Annotated in this window: 11 protein-coding genes; 3 read left to right on the top strand and 8 right to left on the bottom strand. The window is 35.9% G+C overall.

All coding sequences use genetic code 11. From position 1 onward, the window contains the following. Nucleotides 1-35: 35 nt before the first annotated feature. A complete protein-coding gene (locus tag AC1DY0_RS02330; RefSeq protein WP_477187073.1) occupies nt 36-968 on the bottom strand; it encodes a helix-turn-helix domain-containing protein in 933 nt (310 codons plus the stop codon). A gap of 151 nt (nt 969-1,119) precedes the next feature. Next, nucleotides 1,120-1,803 (bottom strand): DUF4919 domain-containing protein, encoded by a 684-nt coding sequence (locus AC1DY0_RS02325; protein WP_477187072.1) that lies wholly within the window; start codon nt 1,801-1,803, stop codon nt 1,120-1,122. Between the two features lie 1,184 nt (nt 1,804-2,987). Between AC1DY0_RS02325 and AC1DY0_RS02320 the strand changes: the two genes are divergently transcribed. Together AC1DY0_RS02320 and AC1DY0_RS02315 are read left to right on the top strand one after the other, a co-directional pair. Continuing rightward, nucleotides 2,988-6,143 (top strand): SusC/RagA family TonB-linked outer membrane protein, encoded by a 3,156-nt coding sequence (locus AC1DY0_RS02320; RefSeq protein WP_477187071.1) that lies wholly within the window; start codon nt 2,988-2,990, stop codon nt 6,141-6,143. A 22-nt stretch (nt 6,144-6,165) separates the two neighbouring features. Continuing rightward, the gene (locus AC1DY0_RS02315; RefSeq protein ID WP_477187070.1) at nt 6,166-7,677 is read left to right on the top strand and encodes a RagB/SusD family nutrient uptake outer membrane protein; all 1,512 of its coding nucleotides are present in this window, start codon (nt 6,166-6,168) and stop codon (nt 7,675-7,677) included. A 113-nt stretch (nt 7,678-7,790) separates the two neighbouring features. Here AC1DY0_RS02315 and mfd read toward each other — a convergent pair whose 3' ends face one another. Together mfd and AC1DY0_RS02305 are read right to left on the bottom strand one after the other, a co-directional pair. Next, complete coding sequence (mfd, locus tag AC1DY0_RS02310) at nt 7,791-11,069, bottom strand: transcription-repair coupling factor (protein WP_477187308.1); 3,279 nt, start codon at nt 11,067-11,069, stop codon at nt 7,791-7,793. An 82-nt stretch (nt 11,070-11,151) separates the two neighbouring features. Continuing rightward, nucleotides 11,152-11,895, bottom strand: coding sequence for a hypothetical protein (locus tag AC1DY0_RS02305; RefSeq protein WP_477187069.1), 744 nt, complete (start codon nt 11,893-11,895; stop codon nt 11,152-11,154). A 482-nt stretch (nt 11,896-12,377) separates the two neighbouring features. Between AC1DY0_RS02305 and AC1DY0_RS02300 the strand changes: the two genes are divergently transcribed. Next, entirely contained in the window at nt 12,378-13,340 is a 963-nt protein-coding gene (locus tag AC1DY0_RS02300; RefSeq protein ID WP_477187068.1) for an L-threonine 3-dehydrogenase, read from the top strand. 265 nt (nt 13,341-13,605) lie between these two features. On the opposite strand, the gene AC1DY0_RS02295 is transcribed toward AC1DY0_RS02300, so the two are convergent. The 4 genes from AC1DY0_RS02295 to AC1DY0_RS02280 all read right to left on the bottom strand — a co-directional run bounded on the left by AC1DY0_RS02295 (nt 13,606) and on the right by AC1DY0_RS02280 (nt 17,416). Continuing rightward, entirely contained in the window at nt 13,606-15,012 is a 1,407-nt protein-coding gene (locus tag AC1DY0_RS02295) for an MGH1-like glycoside hydrolase domain-containing protein (RefSeq protein WP_477187067.1), read from the bottom strand. 54 nt (nt 15,013-15,066) lie between these two features. After that, nucleotides 15,067-16,266, bottom strand: coding sequence for a hypothetical protein (locus tag AC1DY0_RS02290; protein ID WP_477187066.1), 1,200 nt, complete (start codon nt 16,264-16,266; stop codon nt 15,067-15,069). A 296-nt stretch (nt 16,267-16,562) separates the two neighbouring features. After that, a complete protein-coding gene (locus tag AC1DY0_RS02285; RefSeq protein WP_477187065.1) occupies nt 16,563-16,916 on the bottom strand; it encodes a hypothetical protein in 354 nt (117 codons plus the stop codon). A gap of 50 nt (nt 16,917-16,966) precedes the next feature. Then, on the bottom strand, nt 16,967-17,416 hold the full coding sequence (locus AC1DY0_RS02280; protein ID WP_477187064.1) for a hypothetical protein: 450 nt from the start codon (nt 17,414-17,416) through the stop codon (nt 16,967-16,969). Nucleotides 17,417-17,700 lie beyond the last annotated feature (284 nt).

The following is a 17,700-nucleotide window of genomic DNA, read 5'->3' as shown; positions in this document are numbered from 1 at the left end:
TCAATCGAGAGTTTGCAAAATTCAAATCAGATTACTTAAACCCTAAAAGATAATGGCGTCAGTGTGGTTTGTTTTTTGAAAAAATTTGAAAAATGTGCCAGTTCCTCAAAACCTAGTGAATAGGCAATTTCCGAAATATTCCAGTCGGTTTCTTTCAATAGAATTTTGGCCTCATGAATCAATCGGTCACTGATTAACTCTGTGGTTGTTTTCCCTGTATTCTCTTTTAAAACTTTATTAAGATGATTGACGTGAATGGCCAAACGGGCCGCAAAATCTTTGGCTGATTTTAATTCCAAACGTTGTCGAGGGGATTCAATAGGAAATTGTCTTTCGAGTAATTCTGCAAATAAGGAAGAAACCCTGGCTGCTGAATTATGCTTAGAATACAAAGCAGTCACAGGCTGCAGCTTTTGTCCAAAATGAATCAGCTCCGCCACATAGTTTCGAATCAAATCATATTTATACACATAATCCGAATTGATTTCTTGATGTATCTTTTTGAAAATCAAATCAACTGCAATGGCATCATCTTCTGTCAACTGAAAAACGGGATAGCCATCTGTTTGAAAAATAGGCAATTTATCCAAGTCGATTCCGCTTTTGTCTTTGGTCAAAAACTCAGTCGTGAAAACACAAAAATGTCCCGACTGCTGTGTTGTATCTAATGGAACATAATTGTAAGGGATTTTTGGTGTGGCAAATAAGAGAGCACTCTCTTCAATCTCAATTATGCGGTCTGCATACTCCACTCTATTTTTTCCCCGAATCAAACTTATTTTATAATAGGCTCTTCGGTCATAAGGCATAAAAGACTTTTCCTTTAACCTTTCATAAAGCTCCTTGATATTGAAAACATTAAAATGCCCAATTTCTTTTTGAATACCATCGGGTAATAATGAATTCGGTTCCATACCAGAGTCTCCAGTAATTTCCTGATAGAACTCTTCTATTGATTTTGATTTCATTGGATATGAATTTGTAAAAATCAAATATACGGATTTAAAAAAACGATTACACTATCTTTTAAATTCCAAAGATTGATCAAAAAAAAAACAGATTTTACAAATTTTGGAAATTAATGCAAGTCCTACCTAAAATGATAATTTAGCTAAAATTTCATTTTAAATGTTCACTTTCGTTTTCTAGCATTTTTTGAATATTAAAATACACTCCGTCTATCTTGTACTTTCCTTTTTCAAAAGCTAAATAATCACAATTTCCCTCTAGACTTTGGGAAATAGATTCCAATCGAAACATATTCAAAAAAACATATTCGTGGCTAACCGATATAACGTGCATTCCTGTTTCACATTTCTCTCCATTCCCGGATGACAATATCGCTTCCAAAATGTTTTGAAATCGATTTGACATTTTTTTGGCGGCAACATTATCTCCTTTTAAATGATAAATATATCCTAGGTAATTCATCTGTCTCAAATCAAACGGAAATAAGCTAATAGAATGCTCTGATAATTTTATTATTTCGTCATAATCCTTTTCGTATATCGAATCACTGGTGAAATATTTGCTTAATTTTTCTTCATCTGGCGACCTATAATAGGCATCGTATTTTGGGTTAAAAACATATCCGAAATATAAATGCCTATAATCCTCATTAGTCAATAATGTATCATTGGAAATCATTCTTTCCAATAATTTTGGATAATAATAATTCGATTTTTTATCCTGAATATTCTTTTTGATTAATTCGTAATCCGGAGCCTTAAAACTTATTCCTTGTGCATAAGTCTTACTGAACGTAACTATTAAAATTGCAGTTATTATGATTATTTTTTTCATGATGCTTTGAGAATTTTCAATACAACTAAGTTAATATATTTAAATCCAACCCAATGGATTGTTTAAAACAAAACTGCTCAAGGTGATATCCAATTTATAGATTAATTCGATTTATAGACAACTCAAAAATTGTTTTTGCAACCTTCTTTTTAAATCGTAGAAAATAATATCATCTTATTAAAACCCTACCAGTTTATTCTTATTTATGCTAAAATACAATCTAAATGCACAACCTTAATCTTTATTTTTTTATTTTAAATCAATCCTTTTTTTAACAAAGTCGGTTTCCATTAATTTATGATTCCATCATAATAAACTACCCAATCTACTATTATATAATTAAAAAAGTGTAATAAATACATTATTCTTTACAAAATATCATAACCTAATTCACAAAAATTGATGACCTCTTGTTAACTCTTTAAGTACAACAGGAAAGATACATTCTAAAATTACAGAAATCAAAAATTCTCTTTACTGGTAGGGTCGAAATTGAAATGCAAAAGACGTGAAAAAACAATGTTCTGATACTCCTTTGCCATTACAATATGCAATCATAAATTATGGAAAAGTCTATTTTAAACACAAAACTAATCAAACTATTTTTTCCCGCATTTCAATAATTTTCAAAATTAAGAACGTTGAAAAACAGTTCAAAATTCGGGACCGTTATGAAACAATAACCAAACGCTTACCAATCACAAATGATACTATATTAACTCAAACTTTGCAAGAATTATTCATTTTCTTCTGTATTGCTTTTACGCCAAACAAACTGGTAGGTACTAGTATGCGGCTATTTTAAAACTTCTCTATTTTTGAAACCGATCTTTATATAAAAAAGAAGCTAAGTCAAAGAATATTGTCAAAAAATAGAATACATTATTGATGAAAATTCAATTTAACGTTAAAAAAATTATTTATATATAAAAATAAAAAAGAAACAAAACAACCATATTTATCATCAAACACTACCAATTAAGTCGATTTTTTAGAGTTTGTTTATCCTCTATTTATTTTATAAAATGACATTAATATCATTTTTAAGGCAAATAAAAAAAATCAAAATAGTATCAATAATCAATTTATATTTTATAAAAAAGGAGGTGAAAAAAATATAACAATTAGCAAATGGAGATAAAATATCTTCCAATTTTTCAAACTATAATCTTAAACTATCTCATATGAAACAATCAATACCACTATATAGGAGTGCCATTTATATCGCTCTTTTTTTATGCATTGGATTGCCTAATGCCATTCATGCACAGGATAACAATCAAAACAAAAGTGCTACAAATACTATTACTATTAAAGGAAAAATAACCGATACAAAAGGTAACACGCTACCAAATGTAAATGTTATTGTAAAAGGAACTAAAATCAATACAAATTCTGATTTTGATGGTTCATATAGCCTGACAATTCCTTCAACGGTAGTAGCTCCAAGTATAACATTTTCATACATTGGATTTACAGAACAAACGGAACTTGTAGGAGATCAAACCCAAATTAATATCTCCCTACATGACGAAACCAATAAATTGGACGAAGTAATTGTTGTGGGTTACGGAAAAATGAAAAAGAGTGATGTTACTGGAGCCATTTCATCAGTAAAAAAAGAAAGTATAGAGCGTAGAACTACCGCTAGTGCTGCAGAGGCGCTACAAGGATTAGTTTCTGGTGTAAGCGTTCAAAAAACAGGTGGACTAGCAGGTGGCGGCGTAAGTGTAAAAATAAGAGGGGTAAATACCTTTGGAAACACGGAGCCTTTATATATTATTGATGGCTTTCAAGGATCAATTAATACTGTAAGCCCAAACGATATTGAATCAATGGAGGTTCTTAAAGATGGAGCTGCGGCAGCTATTTACGGATCACTTGCCGCAAATGGAGTTATTTTGGTAACCACAAAAAATGGACAAAAAGATGGTGTAAAAGTTGATTTTACAGCTTATTTAAATAGTTCTTCTACTGCCAATCAACTTGAAATGCTTGATGCAAAAGGATACCAAACGGTGACCAAAAACATTTATGATAATTACAATCAATATTCAAGTCAACCGGTAGCTTTACCAGCTTACATCACTACTCCGGCAACGGCCAATACCAATTGGCAAGACGAAGTTTTCCGCACTGGACTGGCACAAAACTACGGTTTAGGAATACAAGGTAAAGACGGAAACGTAAAATATGCGCTATATGGTAACCTTGTCAAAGAAGAAGGAATTGTAATTGGTAATGATTTTGAAAGACAAAACGCAAGTGCAAGGCTTAGTTTCAAAAAATCAATTTTTGATATCGACGCCAAAATGGCTTATATAGGAACACAAAGTGAGCTTCCAACATTCCAATTGAAAGAGGTGTATTCCATTTCGCCATTAGTTCCTGTATATGATGCCAATGAAACTTACGGATATGGATTAACAAATAAAAACGGCTTACCTTCATACACTAACCCTGTAGCCGAGCAAAATTTCAATTCAAAAATAGATAAAGGACAAGATTTTACCGTGAATTTTGGAGTAACCGCCAACATCGCCTCTTGGATAAAATATAAAGTTGCTTATTCGTATCGCGTAACAAATAACCAATTAACGGCACATAATCCACCTTATATTGCCAATAATAAAGAGCCACATTTATATACAGTACAAAGTAATACAAATACACATTGGGATAACCAAATCTTAGACAACATACTTACCCTTGATAAAACTTTTGGAGATCATACTTTCAATTTAATGTTGGGTAATACCTTAAACGAAATGTCTTCAGAATGGACAGGGGTAGAAGTAGAAGGAAAGACTACTAACTATACGGTAGAAAATGGGCAAATTGTAACTTCAGAACAAGCTGCTGGATTCTTGGATCCAAGCTTTGAAACTATTGGCGCCGGAAAAGGGGGTACTTATAATGCCGATGGTTCAAAATTCCAATACAATAGATTATCCTATTTTGGTCGTTTAAATTATTCCTATAAAGACCGTTACCTTCTTCAAATGAGTTTGAGACATGATGGCTCTTCAAAATTTGGAGAGAACAGTCGTTACGGTACATTTCCATCAATTGCTTTGGGATGGAAAATTGAAAAAGAAGAATTCTATCCTGAAAATTTCTTCATGTCTAATTTAAAATTACGTGCGAGTTGGGGACAATTGGGTAGCGAATCAGCATTAGGTTATTATTCTTCCAGTGCATTAATCACTACCGGAAATAATTTAAAATATGGTTATGTACAAGGAAATGGGAACAATCCTTGGCCAGGAAGTATTGCAACTACATTAGAAAATAAAGATCTACAATGGGAAACAACAGACTCTAAAAATATTGGAATTGATTATACAGTTCGAGGAGGCAAACTAAGCGGATCTATGAACTATTACTACAATACAACTCAAGACTTGTTGATTACTAAAAAAATTGCTCCTTCGGCTGGAATCAATGATCCAATTCTTAACGTAGGTGAAATCAGTAATAGAGGATTTGAGTTTGAAATTAATTACCGTAATAAAGTAAATGAATTCAACTATAATGTAGGATTCAATCTAACTACCCTTGAAAATAAAGTCGTGTCACTCGCCAATGAAGGTCAAGTAATTTATGGAGAAGGTTTAAAATTTGGAGCTGAACATTTTCCAACTCAAGCTCACGTAGGAAAACCAATTAGTGCGTTTTATTTATATCAAACCGATGGTATTTTCCAATCTATGGATGAAGTAAACGCCTATAGTCAAAATGGAAATTTAATTCAACCAGACGCAAAACCTGGAGATATTCGTTTCAAGGATATAAATGGTAACGGAACTATTGATGAAGAGGATAAAGTGTATTCTGGAACCGGACTGCCTAAACTGGAAGCCAATCTTATTTTGGGAGCCAATTATATGGGATTTGATTTTTCAGCTTTAATAGGAAGTGCTTGGGGAAACAAACTATATAATGGAAACAGATACTTTTATGAATCTATGAATAATGGCACAAACATGCTAGCTACTACTCTTAATGCATGGACTCCTGAGAATCATAGTAACATCCCACGCGCCGTTTTATCAGATCCAAACGGAAACAGTCGTGAATCAACACGTTTTCTTGAAAGCGGTGATTTTATACGTCTTCGTCAATTACAATTTGGGTATACCATCCCTGAGAAATTCTTAGCAGGAGCAAAAATTGACAAATTGAGATTCTACGTAGGTGCCGAAAATTTATTTACAATCACTAACTATGAAGGTATTGATCCTGAGTTTTCAAGATCATCAGTTCTTAATACTGGTGTAGATCGTTTTGTATTTCCTTTTACTAGATCATTCGTATCGGGTGTCCAATTTAATTTTTAATAAAATCTTTAAAAGCACAATTATGAAAAAGACATTTTATATATTTTCAATCGTAAGTTTATTCACTTTAGTTGGATGCAGTGATTTTTTAGATCAACAATCACCAGATGAACTTACTTCTCAAAATTTTTGGAGAAACAAATCTGATGCCGAAGCAGGCCTAGCGGCAACTTACGCCCAGCTGGAAGGCTCAACTGATGAATGGGCATTTTCGGAAGTAAAATGGTCCGTCGAAGCATACCGCGAAGACATTTGCCTATTGGGAAGTGATGCTCAAAATTATCAAAACTGGGTAGAACTATACGCTTTTAATTACACCAATGGGAACAGTCAATTTACTAGCTATTGGAATAACAATTATAGAGGAATAAGCAATGCCAATCAAGTTATCGATAAATTGAAACAAGTACCTTCATCAACTATAAGCGAAAGCGACAGAACCAAGATAGATGCTGAAGCCCGTTTTCTCCGTGCTTATTACCACATGAAATTATTGCTGAATTGGGATCAAATTATTATTCGAAAAAAATACATCACAGATCAATCCGAACTAAATGCTCCTTTATCGACTCGTGTTGAAGCTTGGGATTTCATCACCAGTGAGCTAAAAGCTGTCGCAGCTATACTCCCAGCAGTACAGCCGAGTGATAATACAGGTCGTGCTACCAGTGGAGCGGCGAATAGTTATCTTGGTTTTGCTTATTTAACACGTGCCTACGAAGAAACCGCTCAAAAACAAGCATACCTCAACGAATCTATTACTGCCTTAAATAAGGTTCAAGGATATTCCCTTGTGAAGAATTACGGCAGTATGTTTGATGGAAGCAATGAGAATTCACCAGAATCCATTTTTGAATTACAATTTTCTGAAAATACAGCAAATGGAGCTTCCTATCGTACGGCTATTCATTACTGGATGGCAGCAAGTGAACTGGGTGGATGGGATGAAATCCTACCAAGTCCAATGTTGATGGACGAGTATAAAAAAGAGGGAAAAATAGCTACTACTGGCGGCTACGATTCTCGTTTGTACAGTACCATATTCTTTAAGGATCCTTATTTTAATGATCCTGCCAATCCTCTTTTGTTTGGAAAAACATACGATGAACGTTTTGGTGATACCGACAAACCTGTATTCCGTAAATTCATTCCAACTACTCAGGAAAAAATGGATCAAGAATTCATTGGCCTAAATATTCCTCTTATGAGATATTCTAATGTATTATTAATGCAAGCAGAAGCTCTAAATGAATCGGGGCAAACAGCCGCAGCGATACCTTTAATCAATCAGGTACGTGCTAGAGCCGATATGCCAGGAATGACAGGAACCACTTATGATCAGGTGAAAGTTCAAATTGAGCACGAAAGAATTATTGAGTTCCCTCAAGAAAACTTCCGCTTCTATGATTTACGCCGTTGGGGAAAAACAAAAGCAGCCCTTGATGCTATTGGACGCAATGGTTTTGATCCTGCAAAAAACAATTTTTATCCAGTTCCTTTAACCGAACTTCAATCCAATCCATTGGCTAATTAATTATACAATAACATTTTATAATACGAAAAAGACCTTTAGAAAATTTCTAGAGGTCTTTTTTATTTTATAAAATACAATACGCTATAGCAAATGAATATTGAATCGAAAATCCTTTACTCCCCTCCCAACAATTCCATCAATTCCAAAGCTCTTCTGGTTGATTTTACATTATCAAAAGTCAACAAAAGACGCAAGCCATTTGGGGTTTGTTTTTCTTTCATCACGCAAATACTACTGTGGGTTTGCACAAACTGAATCACTTTATGGAAACGTTTCGAATGATAGAAATCGGATTGTTGATCGGAGACAAAATAACCAATCATTTTGCCTTTTTTCATCACCAATTTTTCTATACCCACTCTTGTGGCAATCCATTTGATGCGGATGCTGTTCATTAAAGCAAGGGCCCTTGGAGGCATTGGGCCAAAACGGTCGATCAATTTGTTTTGGAAAACAACTAGTTCTTCTTCGTTTTTCACATCGGCCAACTCGTTGTACAAACTCAAACGCTCCGTGACATTATTGATATATTCATCTGAAAACAACAACTCAAAATCAGTGTCGATTTGCAGGTCTTTTACATATTCCTTGGTTTCGATATTGTTTTCTTCAGGGTATAAATCCTTGAATTCATTTTCCTTCAATTCCTCGATGGCTTCGTTCATGATCTTTTGGTAGGTATCAAAACCAATATCGTTGATAAAACCGCTTTGTTCTCCTCCCAATAAATCTCCTGCACCACGAATTTCAAGATCTTTCATCGCAATATTCAAACCGCTTCCCAATTCGCTAAATTGTTCCAAAGCCTGAATTCGTTTCCTGGCATCTTCAGTCATATGAGAATACGGCGGACAGATGAAATAACAAAACGCTTTCTTGTTGCTACGTCCAACTCGCCCACGCATTTGATGCAAATCAGACAAACCAAAATTATTCGCATTATTGATAAAAATGGTATTCGCATTTGGAACGTCCAATCCACTTTCGATAATAGTGGTCGCCACCAAGACATCAAATTCACCGTTCATAAAGGCTAGCATTAATTCTTCTAGTTTTGCACCTTCCATTTGCCCGTGACCAATTCCCACTCTGGCATTGGGCACTAAACGCTGAATCATTCCTGCAAATTCCTTGATATTTTCGATTCTGTTATTGATAAAGAAAACCTGGCCGTTGCGTTGAATTTCATACGAAATCGCATCCCGAATCAGCTCTTCATTAAACCCAACCACATTCGTTTCTATAGGATATCTGTTTGGCGGAGGTGTTGTAATTACCGATAAATCTCTCGCTGCCATCAACGAAAACTGCAAAGTTCTCGGGATTGGAGTTGCCGTCAAAGTCAAGGTATCAACATTGGCCGCTATGGTTTTAAGTTTGTCTTTTACGTTAACGCCAAACTTCTGTTCCTCATCGACAATCAACAATCCGAGGTTTTTGAAAACCACATTTTTGTTGACCAATTGATGTGTTCCAATGACAATATCGAGTTTGCCTTCGGCTAATTGTTTTAGGGTTTCGGCTTTTTGTTTAGCGGTTCTAAAGCGGTTCAAATAACCAATAGAAACCGGCATATCTTTCAATCTTTCGGTAAAAGTGCGGTAATGTTGGTACGCCAAAATAGTAGTTGGAACCAAAATCGCCACTTGTTTTGAATTGTCCACAGCCTTGAAAGCCGCACGAATCGCAACCTCGGTTTTACCAAATCCTACATCTCCGCAAACCAAGCGATCCATCGGGCGCTCGCTTTCCATATCGGCTTTAACTTCCTGGGTCGATTTGATTTGGTCGGGCGTATCCTCATAGATAAACGAACTTTCCAACTCGTTTTGCAAGTAACTGTCGGGAGCAAACTGGAATCCTTTTTCCAATCTCCGTTTGGCATACAGCTGAATCAAATTGAATGCAATATGTTTGACCCTCGCTTTAGTTTTTTGTTTTAAAGTCTTCCACGCACTAGACCCTAATTTATAAATTTTGGGCGGCGTTCCGTCTTTTCCATTGTATTTTGAAATTTTGTGCAGCGAGTGAATGCTCACATACACGATGTCATTATCGGCATAAACGAGCTTGATGGCTTCCTGAGTTTTGCCTTCGACCTGTATTTTTTGCAGCCCGCCAAACTTCCCGATACCGTGATCAATATGCGTTACATAATCCCCAACGGACAAAGTCGTAAGTTCTTTTAAGGTTAAATTCTGCTTTTTGGAATAGCCGTTTTTGATGCTAAATTTATGGTAGCGCTCAAAAATCTGATGGTCAGTATAACAGGTAATTTGGTTTTCCTGATCGATGAAACCTTGGTACAATGGCAACACAATCGTTTTGTATTGCTTGCGGATATTCTCCGAATTGGCTTCATCCAAAGATTCGAATATATCGTGAAAACGTTTCGTCTGCGCTTCATTCGAACAAAACAAATAATTTTGGTAGCCGTTAAAATGATTATCACTCAAATTATTCAGCAACAAATCAAATTGCTTGTTGAATGACGGTTGCGGCTGAATGTGAAATTCAAACTTCTTGGTCGTTTTAAAAACAGGCTTGGAATGAAATTCCACTACAGAAAAATCCAACGCCCTTTTTACAAATTCCTTTTGGTTCAGGAATAATTGTTCTGGCGTGGCGTGCTTGATATCTTTCGATAATTTCTCAAAAGCTTCTTCGGCTCTTCCAAATTGCTTATCCAATTCATATAAAAGATTCTCGGTATTCTGAAAAAACAAAACCGTTCTTTCAGCTATATAATCTAGAAAACTCTCCCTGTTTTCCTGAAAAACCTTATTCTCTACATTCGGAATAATGGTAATTTTTTTCTGTTTTTCTAATGACAATTGCGTGCCAACATCAAAGCTTCGGATACTTTCGACTTCATTGCCAAAAAACTCGATTCGGTACGGATTGTCATTCGAAAACGAAAACACATCGACAATTCCCCCGCGAACGGAGAATTCTCCTGGCTCCGTGATAAAATCAACCCTTTTGAATTCATATTCAAACAATACTTCGTTTAGGAAATCAATCGAAATTTTATCGCCCAAACTTACTTTCAAAGTGTTTTGATCCAAATTTTTTCGGGTCACCACTTTTTCAAAAAGCGCTTCGGGATAGGTAACGATTATGGCTGGTTTTTTGCGGGAATTGATTCGGTTGAGCACCTCAGCGCGAAGCAAAACATTGGCATTATCGGTTTCTTCAATTTGGTACGGACGACGGAAAGAACCTGGATAAAACAACACATCTTGCTCGCCTATCATTTGTTCCAAATCGTTCAAATAATACGCCGCTTCTTCCTTGTTGTTGAAAACCACCAAAAATGGAAGTTCTGATTTCTTGAAAACAGACTGAATCACAAAGGAAGCCGCCGATCCCAGCAAACCGTCCAATTGCATTTTTACCTGATTATTTTCCAACAAACTAGCTACAATCTGAGCCGTTTTTGGAGAAGAATCATAAACCGAATATATAGTTGCTTTACTCAATGCGTGATTCGTGTTGTTGTTTTTGTTGTGGTGTTTCTATATGTTGTTTTTGTGGACTGGTTGCCCCTCCTGGATTTCCAGGTATTGTTTGATTGCCTGGTGTTTTCGGGTTACCTTGTAGTGGCGGATTTCCTGGTGTTGCCATACTTCCAGGCATTCCTGGATTTCCTGCTTGAATGGCTCTTGTGGTATCCAACATCATCAACAATTCGGACTCTCCAACTTCCATTGGGATTTTGCTTTTTTCAACAATTTTATCCATTTGTCTTTGCAATGAAACCAACTCCAAATTAATTTCCGCAAGACGTTCCGTTACTTTTTTATCCGAAACTTTATCAAGATTAATGTATAAATCCAACATTCGAACTTGGGTAATCAAAGTTGCAATTCGGCTTCTTATCTGTGGGTTGTCAAATTGAGTTGGAATATTGGTATTCAAAGCCATCACTTTAGTCGATAGCGCCTTGGCTTTCTTTTGAAAAGCCGTAATTGTTTTCTTTGGCTTAACAGCCAACTCTTCCATAAAAGCTCTCCACTCCGGCCAAGTCTTCAAAGTAGCTTCTGAAGTCGCGTTGATTGGGGTGTCAATAAAATTCCACCCTTTATTTATGGTTTTAAAAATTAATTCTTTCTTTTTTGCATCCCTTAAGTTATCGGCAAGACGTTCCTCGTTGTCATTTTTACACGAAAACTGCATCAAGATCACCAAAAAAAGTAGCGTTAATTTATTATTCATTTCCTAAATTATTTGAGTCACAAAGTTACAAAGTAAATTTACAATGGCAATCAGAATATCAATTGCGATTCAAAGCAAGCGTATGAATTATTTTTACCGCAGATTCGCAAATTTTAAAATAATTTTTTATCCACATTTTAACCACTTTCAGCGGAATTAGCGAACACGAGCGAAGCGAACTGAGGAAGTAAATTAATTTTTCAAAAATTATAAAATTTAGTTTTTTAAGAAATAAATCTGCGAATCTGCGGTCGTTTTTTAAACTCATGCGTTTGTCCTGAATGACAATATCGATGGCAATGACAATGGTAAATTCAATCACGATTTCAATCACAATGCCAATTTTAATGACAGAATATTAACACCAATAATTACGACCTTCCTCCGCTTTTAGCTATTTTTTTACAATATCTATAAAAATGATTATCTTTATTCTCGATAATTTACGAAATCGTTATATTTGCATTTCAAAACAACATACAATGAATCCAAAGATCTTAATTATTGGCGCTTGCGGGCAAATCGGTACCGAATTGACCCACGAACTCAGAGCCATTTATGGAACCGAGAATGTTATTGCTTCCGACATTCGTAAGCTAAATAACGATGTCGTGAATTCTGGCCCTTTTGAGGTAATCAATGCATTAGATTTTAACCAAATCGAACATTTGGTAGAACTTCACCAAATTACAGATGTGTATTTGATGGCTGCCCTACTCTCGGCAACTGCCGAAAAAAACCCTGCCTTTGCTTGGGATTTAAATATGAATTCGTTGTTTCACGTTTTGAATTTGGCGAAAGCCGGAAAAATAAAAAAGATCTTTTGGCCTTCCAGTATAGCCGTTTTTGGCCCAACAACCCCAAAGGAAAATACGCCACAATACACCGTTATGGAACCTTCAACCGTTTATGGAATCAGCAAACAGGCTGGTGAAAGATGGTGTGAATACTACCATAACATTTTTGGTGTCGATGTGAGAAGTATTCGTTACCCAGGACTAATCAGCTGGACAACATTGCCTGGTGGAGGAACAACGGATTATGCCGTAGATATTTACCACAAAGCACTAAGCGATGGAAAATACGAATGTTTTTTGAACTCCGAAACCAAAATGCCAATGATGTATATGGACGATGCCATTGCTGCCACCATCAATATCATGAAAGCACCTATTGAGCAAATTAAAATACGCTCTTCCTATAATTTGGCCGCCATGAGTTTCACTCCAACCGAGATTGCAGCCGAAATCAAAAAGCACATTCCGGAACTCGAGGTAACCTATGCACCCGACTTCCGTCAAAAAATTGCCGACAGTTGGCCTGCCAGTATCGACGACTCCCGCGCTAGAGAAGATTGGGGTTGGAACCACGAATTTGACCTGGAAATGATGACTGTCGATATGCTAAAAAATCTAGCGCCTCAATACAACACCGATTTACAATAACACACCATTATAATCTATTGGGCGTGCCACCATAAAGAAAAGAGACCAAATCACAACGGTGAGTCGGTCCCTTCTCTTTATGCTGTCGGGCTATACGCGCTACTTTGGTAGCTTGCTTCAAATGAAATTCACTGAACTCCTCTGATAATAAATGTATAGTGAAGTAATCCCTCACCCGCATTTAACAGCATTAGTATAAACTTAGAAATTTTATTGAATTTATGAGTCTTTGCATAGGTATCTTCACAAAAAGCTAAAAAATCACCTATTCAGGTACCTCATTTAAATGTCTAATAATTTCAGAGATAAGCCCAGTCCATCCCGTCTGGTGGTTAGCGCCTAAACCTTTACCGCTGTCTCCATCAAAATATTCAAAAAATAAATGGTTCTTATTGAAAAGAGTATCTTCTTGAAATTTTTTGTACTCGCCATACATTGGAATTTTTTTATTGGCATCAGGAACAAATAGTGCTAACAATCTTTCGGCAACACCTTCGGCGGCTTCTTGTAAATTCATCAGCTTACCCGATTCGGTTGGAAATTCGACCTTGAAATCTTTGCCATAATAACTGTGAAATTTTTCCAATGAATCCAAAATCAAATAATTCATAGGAAACCAAATTGGGCCTCTCCAATTGGAATTTCCTCCAAACATATCTCCTGTGGCTTCGGCTGGTGTATAATCTACTTGGATGGTTCCACCTTCATGTTTAAATTTATACGGATGTTCTTTGTGGTATTTGGATAAGGAGCGTACGCCATAATCAGACAAAAATTCTTTTTCGTCAAACATACGCTTGAGAATCATTTTCATACGATGGCCTCTAAGTGTAGACAGCAAACGGGTTTCTCCTTTCCCTGGGTTATACCAACTGGAAACCAAACCAGCTAAATCAGGACGGTTTTTCAAGACCCATTCGACACGGCGTTTGAATATGGGTAATTTTTCCAGTAATTCGGGTGTTAAAACTTCGACCGCAAATAGTGGAATTAACCCAACCATCGAACGGATTTTTAGTAGTTGGGCATCACCATTTTCTTTGTGTAACATGTCATAATAAAACTGATCCTCTTCATCCCAAAGGTTCAATTTATTATCACCCAAAGATTGCATGGCTCCCGAAATTTGGAGAAAATGCTCAAAGAATTTGGATGCCATATCTTGATAAACAGGATTTTTTAGTGCTATTTCACAGGCTATTCGCAACATATTCAGGCAGTACATCGCCATCCAACCCGTACCATCAGCTTGTTCGAGATGGCCTCCAGTTGGCAAATCGGCTGAGCGGTCAAACACTCCAATATTATCCATTCCGAGGAACCCTCCCCCAAAGACGTTATTTCCATTTTTATCTTTTAGATTTACCCACCACGTAAAATTGAGCAGCAGTTTGTGAAAAATACGTTCCAAGAAAACAGTATCTCCAACACCATTATTGGCTTCTTTGTCAATTTCATATACTTTCCATGTTGCCCATGCATGAACAGGCGGATTGACATCCGAGAACGACCATTCATAAGCAGGAATTTGTCCATTGGGATGCATATAATATTCCCTAAGGATAACCGATAATTGCCTTTTGGCAAAATCAGGATCCAATCTAGCCAAAGGCAAGGTATGAAAAGCCAGGTCCCAAGCGGCAAACCAAGGGTATTCCCATTTGTCCGGCATAGAGAGAATGTTGGACGTGTACATGTGTTTCCAGGCACTATTGCGTCCCTCTTTTCAATTGGCATCGGGTCGGGGTGTTGATGGATCGCCTTTTAGCCATTCAAAAACATTATAGTAATACCATTGTTTCGTCCAAAGCATACCAGCGTAGGCTTGTCGCTGAATGGATTTTAATTTTTCGTCTTTTACTCCTTTTTGAAGTGGCGCATAAAATTGGTCTGCTTCCTCAATTCTTTGTTTGAAAATAGCATCAAAGTCTTCAAAGGGTTTATCCGGATTGGTATTTGTAAAGCGAAGACGGTATTCTTTTTTGCCAAGTGGCGGAATGTAATCATCATAATGCACCGATGCTTTGGTACCAATGGCGTCTGGATTTATGCTAGTTCGTTTTTGATTGATGATATAATCGTTTATTCCATCTTTGGCATAAGCGGATTGAGCGGGCGATTTATATAATTTTTCAAAATTGGTTTTGTTGTCACAAAACAAAAGATCTTTGGCATTTTCGGCATACAAATTGAAATGTCCCACCAATCGGTGATTAACTTCTATATGTGATTTTTCAACTCCTATTAAAGTAGGCTTGTGTTTGTAATTTTCATATCCCCAACTCCAAGTATTTCTGAACCAGATGGTAGGTAATACCGTAATGGGAGCCATTATTTTGGAACGATTTTCTACCGTTACCTTGATTAATATGTCTTGCTCATCGGCTTTGGCATATTCTATGGTGATATCGAAATATTCGTCTTTGTCAAAAACGCCTGTGTCCAGTAATTCATATTCAGGTTCCAGACGGCTACGCTTTTTACTTTCCTCTATTAATTTTTCATAAGGAAAAACGGCGTGAGGATACTTATAAAGCATCTTTTGATAGGAATGGGTAGGAGTGGAATCTTGGTAGAAGTAAATTTCCTTGACATCCTCACCATGATTTGATTCGGCTGGGGTTAATCCAAAGAAGCGCTCTTTTAGGATTCGGTCTTTGTGATTCCAAAATGCAAAAGCTAAACAGATGTGTTGTTTGTTGTCGGAAATACCCCCAATCCCTTCTTCTCCCCAGCGATACGCTTTGGAACGAGCCATGTCGTGAGTAGTGCTTCCCCATGCATAACCACTTTGGGAATAATCTTCTCTCACGGTGCCCCATTGTCTTTCGGATAAATAGGGACCCCATTTTTTCCAGCCTTTGTTATCGGTTCTTAGTTGTAAACGCGCTTTTTCGGCATTGTTTTCTGGATCTCTTTCTGGCATACCCTTTGTAATTTGTTTCTAGACGCAATTTAGACAAAACACGTATAAAAACGGGTATATAATTGGCAAAAATAAACTAGGATAATTAATGAAAAGTTATTTATGAATTGTTTTATTTACAGAATCCATCTAAAAGGAGAATTTGTTTTGGTTTTATTTATTGCGGGGTGACAGGAAAATTAGATCGAATTGAGTTCGATTAGATCATTTTATTACTAAGCTAAATATACAAAAGGAGTTTGAGTTTAATTTAAAATCCTCGCTTACTCAAAATTGCTGTTAACGACTGTGCTGATTTATTCTAATTCATAAACTTCCAATAATTCGCTATTTTCAAAATGTTTCAAATCAATACTATAAGCATTTTGCAAAAGTTTCCCGTTGTGAAAAATATTTTCAGGATATTTGACTAGATTGCTATTTAAGTCTACGAAACAATTGGGGCATTGTTTGCCTTCTATCAAGTTGTTAATATTTATTTTTTTATAATAAAGCAATTCCAGATCGAGCACGAATATTTCTCCGCAATTTTTGCAACAATGTGTTTCAAAGCAAAGACCGAATCCAGAGCAAATAACAATTCCTGGAATATTGTATATTCCGTTAATGTCAAAGAATTGTTTTTTGAATCTGTAAAGCTTTTTATTCATAGTTTTGTATGTATTGCTCAAATCCGGTGTACCTGTTGGTGGTAATATTTTTAGTTTAGTACTTGTTTCACTTTGGTTTCAGATATTTTCTGAAGTTCACTTTTGTCGTTAAAACTCCAAATAACTAAAAATTTACCTTTTGTAAAGATTTGTTCTGGGTGTTCAGCTGTTGGTTTTTTTGCTTGTCCCCATAACAATCCAGTTAAAAAACCTTCTCCTTTAAAATCCTCTTCAAACTCAAAATACATTATACTTCCGCTATCGTTTTTACATTCAAAATTTTGAACGGATTTATTTTTTATTTTTCCAAGAAACATACTGTACATATCAGTCTGTTTATAAAACATACACGCTTGAATTGAAATGCAATTTGGAGTTTCTGAAATAGAATACTCTTTAGGCATTTCAGTGTTGTCAATTTTTAGTTTGTCAATAGTTTGACTAAACAAAGTTGTATGTGAAATTAGAATAAAGAATATAGTGCAAATAGTAACTTTCATAAAGATTTTTTTATTTGTTTCGTTTTGTCCTTTCCAAAAATAAGCAAAAAAAAGATTACAAAAACAGCAGAATAATTTTTAATCTAATTCAATGTTTTTGACTTTATTAAAAACAAAATCCTCTCACTTCCTTAAAGTTCTTGTGAGCTGCGTGAGGGACAGAAGCAAGCTACCGAAGTAGCGCGTATGGCCCGACAGCATAAAGAAAAAGGACCGAATCACCGGTACTAGTGAGTTGGTCCTTTTTCTTTATGGTGGCACGCCCCAAAGGTTCTAATAAACCA

The sequence above is a fragment of the Flavobacterium sp. P1_E4 genome (assembly GCF_056405915.1).
The sequence above is the reverse complement of the archived record's forward strand: the minus strand, read 5'-3'. Positions and strand labels throughout refer to the sequence as shown.

Excerpts from the sequence above, each read along its gene's own strand:
- AC1DY0_RS02330 (WP_477187073.1), bottom strand. The coding sequence starts at position 968 with ATGAAATCAAAATCAATAGAAGAGTTCTATCAGGAAATTACTGGAGAC.
- AC1DY0_RS02325 (WP_477187072.1), bottom strand. The coding sequence starts at position 1,803 with ATGAAAAAAATAATCATAATAACTGCAATTTTAATAGTTACGTTCAGT.
- AC1DY0_RS02320 (WP_477187071.1), top strand. The coding sequence starts at position 2,988 with ATGAAACAATCAATACCACTATATAGGAGTGCCATTTATATCGCTCTT.
- AC1DY0_RS02315 (WP_477187070.1), top strand. The coding sequence starts at position 6,166 with ATGAAAAAGACATTTTATATATTTTCAATCGTAAGTTTATTCACTTTA.
- mfd (WP_477187308.1), bottom strand. The coding sequence starts at position 11,069 with ATGCAATTGGACGGTTTGCTGGGATCGGCGGCTTCCTTTGTGATTCAG.
- AC1DY0_RS02305 (WP_477187069.1), bottom strand. The coding sequence starts at position 11,895 with ATGAATAATAAATTAACGCTACTTTTTTTGGTGATCTTGATGCAGTTT.
- AC1DY0_RS02300 (WP_477187068.1), top strand. The coding sequence starts at position 12,378 with ATGAATCCAAAGATCTTAATTATTGGCGCTTGCGGGCAAATCGGTACC.
- AC1DY0_RS02295 (WP_477187067.1), bottom strand. The coding sequence starts at position 15,012 with ATGCCGGACAAATGGGAATACCCTTGGTTTGCCGCTTGGGACCTGGCT.
- AC1DY0_RS02290 (WP_477187066.1), bottom strand. The coding sequence starts at position 16,266 with ATGCCAGAAAGAGATCCAGAAAACAATGCCGAAAAAGCGCGTTTACAA.
- AC1DY0_RS02285 (WP_477187065.1), bottom strand. The coding sequence starts at position 16,916 with ATGAATAAAAAGCTTTACAGATTCAAAAAACAATTCTTTGACATTAAC.
- AC1DY0_RS02280 (WP_477187064.1), bottom strand. The coding sequence starts at position 17,416 with ATGAAAGTTACTATTTGCACTATATTCTTTATTCTAATTTCACATACA.